The 6,068-nt window shown below is 57.2% G+C and carries 5 protein-coding genes; all 5 read right to left on the reverse strand.

Going from position 1 to position 6,068, the window contains the following annotated elements:
- Nucleotides 1–1,202 (reverse strand): POTRA domain-containing protein (locus Q0F21_RS04740; protein ID WP_297237871.1); only part of this gene is annotated, 1,202 nt, incomplete at its 3' end.
- 91 nt (nucleotides 1,203–1,293) lie between these two features.
- Entirely contained in the window at nucleotides 1,294–2,070 is a 777-nt protein-coding gene (uppS, locus tag Q0F21_RS04745; protein ID WP_297237873.1) for a polyprenyl diphosphate synthase, read from the reverse strand.
- Between the two features lie 9 nt (nucleotides 2,071–2,079).
- Complete coding sequence (locus Q0F21_RS04750) at nucleotides 2,080–3,480, reverse strand: DUF6242 domain-containing protein (RefSeq protein ID WP_297237874.1); 1,401 nt, start codon at nucleotides 3,478–3,480, stop codon at nucleotides 2,080–2,082.
- A 271-nt stretch (nucleotides 3,481–3,751) separates the two neighbouring features.
- Entirely contained in the window at nucleotides 3,752–4,480 is a 729-nt protein-coding gene (locus Q0F21_RS04755; protein ID WP_297237876.1) for a hypothetical protein, read from the reverse strand.
- A gap of 874 nt (nucleotides 4,481–5,354) precedes the next feature.
- On the reverse strand, nucleotides 5,355–6,068 hold a 714-nt coding region (locus tag Q0F21_RS04760), incomplete at its 5' end, for an NAD(P)-dependent oxidoreductase (protein ID WP_297237878.1).

Below are 6,068 nucleotides of genomic sequence, written 5' to 3' on the forward strand. Positions count from 1 at the left end.
ACCTTATTGATCGTCGCCGGCTTGCCCTCGTGGATGCGGATGTCGAGGGCGACGGAGTCTCCCTTCACCTCGGTCTCCACGGGGACCATGTAGGCAAAGAGGTAGCCGTTATTGGAGTAGAGGTTGGAGACCGCATCCTCATCCTGAGAGATGCGCTCCATGAGCTTCTTCTGATTGTAGACATCGCCGGGGCGCATACCGAGGACCTGCTGGAGCTGGAGGGTCGGGTACTTGGTGTTGCCAACGAAGTTGATCGCCTTGATGTAGTACTTCGGTCCCTCGTAGACCTCGATGTCGATATTGATCTTCTTACCGTCGTCCGCCTTGTAGATCGTGTCCCGCAGGATCTCTGCGTCGCGGTAGCCCTTGGCGTGATAGGCCTTGAGGATATTCTTCAGGTCCTCCTTGTACTCCTTTTCCACGAACTTCTTCGTACCGAAAATCTCGAGGATACTGCTCCAGGGGCGCTTGGAGAGGTTGAAGACCTCATTCGTCTTCTTCATAGCGCGCCTCAGGGCGTTGTCGCTGAGCATCTCGTTGCCGATGAAGTTGATGGTCGAGATCTTCGTCTTCGCATTCTTATTGACGTCAAAGATCACCACCACATAGCCCTGCCGGGACTTGTCCTCGAGGACGGAGGTACGCACTTCGACGTTGCTAAATCCCTTAGCGTCGTAGAATCGCTTGATCTCGATCTCGGACCGGTCGAGAATATTGGGCGTGATGAAGGTCCCCTGAGCGAGTGGCTGGAGGCGACCGTTGCGGAGATCCTTCTCCTCGCTCTTCTTTACCCCATTAATCTCAAAGCGTGTCAGGCGCGGGCGCTCCGTGATATGGATCGAGAGCCAGACCGAGTCGCCCTCCATCTTGTCTGCATCGATGCGGACATTGGAGAAGAGTCCGTTGCGGAGGTAGTTACGCACCGCCTGGCTAATCTCCTCACCCGGCACGGTGACCCGCTGTCCCAGACGGAGACCGGAGACATTGCGCACCACCACATCCTCGTAGCTCTCATTGCCGACCACCCTCAGCCCGGCGATCACTCTCGAGACGGGACGGGTGTAGGAGACATCCGGCAGGGCCGCCAGGCTGTCCGACGAGGCGACCGTACGCTCCGACTGAGCCATCGCAGCGCCACTGATAAGGAGAGCGGCGAAGAGGGCAAAGAGCCGGGGCGATGTAGTATATAGGCTTCTGGTCATAAGGGATAGGCGACGAAGCGGTGAGGGTAGGATATTCATGCGTTAGGATGAAGTTTCTTCCAAGGGGAATATATAGCGGGGCTGGAGATCGTCAGGAGTGGTCAGTAGTGCTCTCAGCGCCGTCAGCCACCTGATCGCCGGTGCGACCGAAGCGTCTCTGACGGGACTGGTAGTCCAGGAGGGCACGATAAAGGTCTTCAGCCCCAAAGTCGGGCCAGTAGAGATCGCAGAAGTAGAGCTCCGTATAGGCGAGCTGCCAGAGGAGGTAGTTGCTGATCCGACACTCCCCACCGGTACGGATCAGGAGATCGGGGTCGGGAAGGTCAGGCAGATCGAGATGAGCGGTGATGTCGCAGTCGGTGATCGGCTCAGCGGTGTCGCCCTGCTCACTCCTTAGCCTATTGAAGGCTCTGGTCAGCTCGGAGCGGGAGGAGTAATTGACCGCCAGGACGAGCGTGATACCGGTATTTAGCTTCGTACTCTCCACCAGTCCCTGGAGTGCCTCCCTCGGCTCCTCCGGCAGTCCCTCGAGGTCGCCGATGGTACGCAGGCGGACGTTATTCTCCTCCAGAGTAGTGAGCTCCTCGACGGCGGAGCGAACCAGCAGGGTCATCAGCGCATCCACCTCGGCTCTCGGGCGACGCCAATTCTCTGTGGAGAAAGTGTATAGCGTCAGGTAGCGTATCCCGCACCGGGCAGCGGCACGGACGATACGACTGACGGTCTGCACGCCGGCACGATGTCCCTCTCGTCGCTCCAGTCCGCGCCCGCATGCCCAGCGACCATTGCCATCCATGATAATGGCGGTATGGGTCGGGATGCGGTCAGGGTCGAGCTGAGCGAGGAGCGTATCTGCGGGAGAGGACATACGTAGGGCTTACTTCCGGGTAAAATCGTTGATGATGCCGGCGGAGCGGTCGATCGTCCCGCGCCAGACACGACGCGTCGACTCACCATCATGTCCCACACAACCGCCGAAGATGAAGAGACTCTCCCCCGTGGGCGACTCGTAGTAGTACCCGCCCGCATGGGATATCGGGAGGAAGTCCTTACCTGGTGCCTTCTCGGTCTCCATCTGTGTCCAGGTGACTCCATTATCGCTACTCTTGAAGATGGTCGACTGGCGTCCCTTCTCATAGACCCCGCCGATCCGGTAGAGCGTCTCCCGGTCAGTCGTGGTGACGTAGAGCGCACCCTCGGAGGGGTAGACCACCTTGGAGGGCAGAGCACCCCACTCCACCAGGTCGGAGGAGAAGAAGCCGGTGGTGATGGGACGACCGGAGGTAAGCGAACCGCCGAAGAGGAGCATATGGGGTGTCGAGGCGATCTCGTACTCGTGGACGTAGCTGTCTCGGATCGGGAAGGTCTCCCTCACCGACTCGACCTGGGTAGCGGCGTTACTCTGCTTATCGAGCCGATAGATCGAGTAAGTCTTGCCATCCTCAGTCCCGACGAGGTAGACTATGTCAGTCCTGACGCTCAGGATCTGCGTCACGGTAACGCCGGCGGGCGTACGAGACTCCCACTTGACCAGATCAAGTGAGGAAAAGAGATGCCCCGCCCCATCGAGCGCCCAGGTATCGCCCCCGGACGAAGTGTATGCCGTGTAGGGTCTCAGACCCTTCGGCAGGTGTGCCTCTGCCACAGGGCGGATCACGAGCGGGTCCAGGGTCGAGATCTCGAGGAGAGAGGTCTCCTCGCCGAGCCGGCTCAGGAGGTAGCGCCTCTCGCCCGGCAGTACGACCGTCCGGGTCTCCTCGGTCGGGATCGGGAGGCCATTGGACATATCGGTCCATACGAGCTTATTGGGGTCATACCCGTAGGTGAGTACGCGGAAGTCGTAGGTGACCGACTGATTGTCCTTCTTCTTATCCGTCTGGATCGTCAGCTCCATCCGTCCACCCTTGAAGCTGATCAGAGTCGTATCGCTACCGACCGGATCCCAAGTCACAGTCTTGCCGGAGCCGACATTGCGCAGGCTGACCCGGAGCTGGTTGCTCACCACCAACTGAAGGTAGGCGGAGTCAAGCTCAGTCCCATAGGGCAGAGGGGTGGTGTTGTAGATCCTGTGATGGATGTGATCTATGCTGAAGCGTGTCGTCGGAAGCTGTTTACCGTCGACCTTGGGGAAGGAGAGAACCACCTGACCCGGCACCGTATAGTCGGTATAGATCGGTCGGACATAGTCTCCCCCACCCTGATTACAGGAGTAGAGGAGCACTGCGAGTAAGAGTAGTGCTGAGATCGGCCAGACCGGCTTTCGGCTGCGTATAGACATGAGTCCTGTGACTTGAGTTATCTGCTGAATATCATCGGAGCGACCCTCCCCTGCGCACTATGGGCCAGAGGGAGTCCGGTCACTTCGGGCAAAGTTACCTTATTTCTGTGAGTTGTGGACACTCCCATTTCTTATAGATTGCAAAAGAGGACGATGTTGCGGACAATTAAGATCCAGAATTCATTAAGCACGCCCCGGCAAAGAGAAAAAGAACTGAGGGATAGGAGACCTCATCACCTACCCCTCAGATCTAAGTCAGGGATGCGAGCAATCAGTAGGATCCCATAGTGTATATGACTGACAAGGAGGGGAACCACCCAAAGCCCGGAGAGAATACCCGAGTGTTGTCACCCTCGAGCATGCTTCCCCATAGATGATAGCCCATCAGACCGGCCTCCAGCCCCAGAGCGCCATAGCCTTCCGAGATCCTCCAGTGAGCTCGAAGCCCTATCCTCAGGTAAGCTCCATTCCTACCCTGCTGTCTCCACTCGCCATCAATCACGTAGGGGGAGAAGCTTCGCATATACCCCACGGAGTTGATCACGCCAATAGTCGTAGACCGGCTCACCTCACCATCGTATCCACCTTGGGCGAGTCCCACGGTGAGGAGCCCCGCTATGTGCTTGGAAGAGCTTATCCGGTCTCCCCTGAATCCTATCTCAGGACCCATCAGACCTCCATGTGGAAATCTCCACATCCACCTGCTCGAGACCTCAGGAGTGACGATCGGAGCCCCCGATGTCCTCACCCCTGACGCGCCACGTCCCTGCTGCTCAATGCGAAGCACGGGACTAATGCCGATGGAGGTCTCATGGATACTACCCATCTGTGAGAGGGGCGTTGTCTTCGTTTTCTCCTCTCTCTCTTGCGCTGCAGCATAAGCACGCTTGTATGCCGGGCTGCTCTTCATCGAGCCACAGCTGCTTAAGCAGCCGGCAAGACCCAAAAAGACCAAGAAAGAAACGATGGAGGGATAAGCGACCCTAACTCTTTGATTCATTATTATAGCTGTGTTTTGTGAGTATACCTGAGGCGTGGCAGTCCATCGGACGAGTCATGTTGCTCAACGCCCAAAGTTAGCCATATATAACTGAAACAGGAAAAATTCAGACAAAAAAAATAATTTCCAAAACAAGAAGCTCTAACGAAACGGACAGGGTAACAAAACAAAATCCATACAGGTGGTCAAAAAAAACCTCTCTGTCAATTCTTAACGACCTAGCAAACGTTGTATACGCCATATTGAAACAACCATTCTCGAGTCCCTGCAGTCTTGGTAAAAGAATATCACAAAACCCACCAAAACTCGGTGAAGTCTAAACCCGGTATTAGTGAACACTAAACCCGGTAATAGTGATCACTAATACCGGGTTTAGTTTTGGGGTACAGGGCTGACGCACTTGAGTCTGATATTAAGCTATCTGATGCCCGTCAGAGAGGCTGATGCGTAGGCAAGCGGACGAGTGGTCTCTCTTATCGGTCATATCCGATGTGGTGGCAACCCGCAAGGGGGCTGGCTACGGAATGAACTCTCATACATCCGCCTTCGCCACTTCGTGGCTCGACCGATGCTTAGAGAGCGGGCATCCTTGCGGCTGCAGTCACGCTGCCGATGGACGGCTCTCAAATGCGTCAGCCCTGGAAGCGAACTGTCATAACAAGATGCTCAGGTCACACCACCGACCATTCGACGGATGGAGGACAGATCCAAGCCACATGACCGATGGGGAGGTTTTTTACAGCAAGGAGCCCTACGAGACTTTGACACCCCGAGTAGGTGGTATCTTTGCAGCCGTATCCGTGAGGTCTAGTCTCCCCCTGCCGTCGACCGAGGAGAGTCAGATCAGCCGTTCAGACACTCCGAGCCTATGGACTTACGGGCGGAGGGCAAAGCCAAGGGCTGAGAGGATCTGTCCCTCCTCGGGACGATAGTTGGTGACCACGTAGGCTTTTGGTTCGCGCGGGAAGCGGTACCCGCTCCGCATCGCCTCGAAGTCGGTGTCGTACCTCCGGCGAAAGTCTTCATCCACCTTCTTGGGATCAAAAGTACGGAGCATAGCCCCCCAAATGCGCTTCCCCTCCTCGAAGTCATTGAGGTCAATGAGGGGATTTGCCGGCTCCTCGGGGCGGATCTCGTCGATACGGTTCGAGGTGAGGCCAAAGAAGCGGAGCCCCCAGAGGAGACAGGTGCGGGCGCCATTTGCCTTGCCGTCCGCACTGAAGCCGGCGATGTGCGGCGTCGCCTGCCAGGCCGCCTCCACCAGCTCCGGCGAGGGATGAGGCTCCCCCTCCCAGCAGTCGATGATGACATTGGAGAGCCGGCGATCCCGCAGCCCCATCAGGAGAGCGGAGGTATCTGTGACCGCTCCGCGACAGGCGTTGATCAGGACCGGCATCCGCCTAAGGCTCTTGATAAAAGCACTGTCTACCAAGTGGTACGTGGGGTAGTCGCCATCGTAGGTGAGCGGAACGTGCAGGTCGATGTAGTCGCACTCCTCGGCGAGCGTCTGGAGGGAGACAAACTTCCCCCTACCCTCCTCATCGGCTCGCGGGGGATCATTGAGCAGCACCTCCATACCGAGTACCTT

The sequence above is a fragment of the uncultured Porphyromonas sp. genome, assembly GCF_934359325.1.
Lineage (GTDB): Bacteria > Bacteroidota > Bacteroidia > Bacteroidales > Porphyromonadaceae > Porphyromonas_A.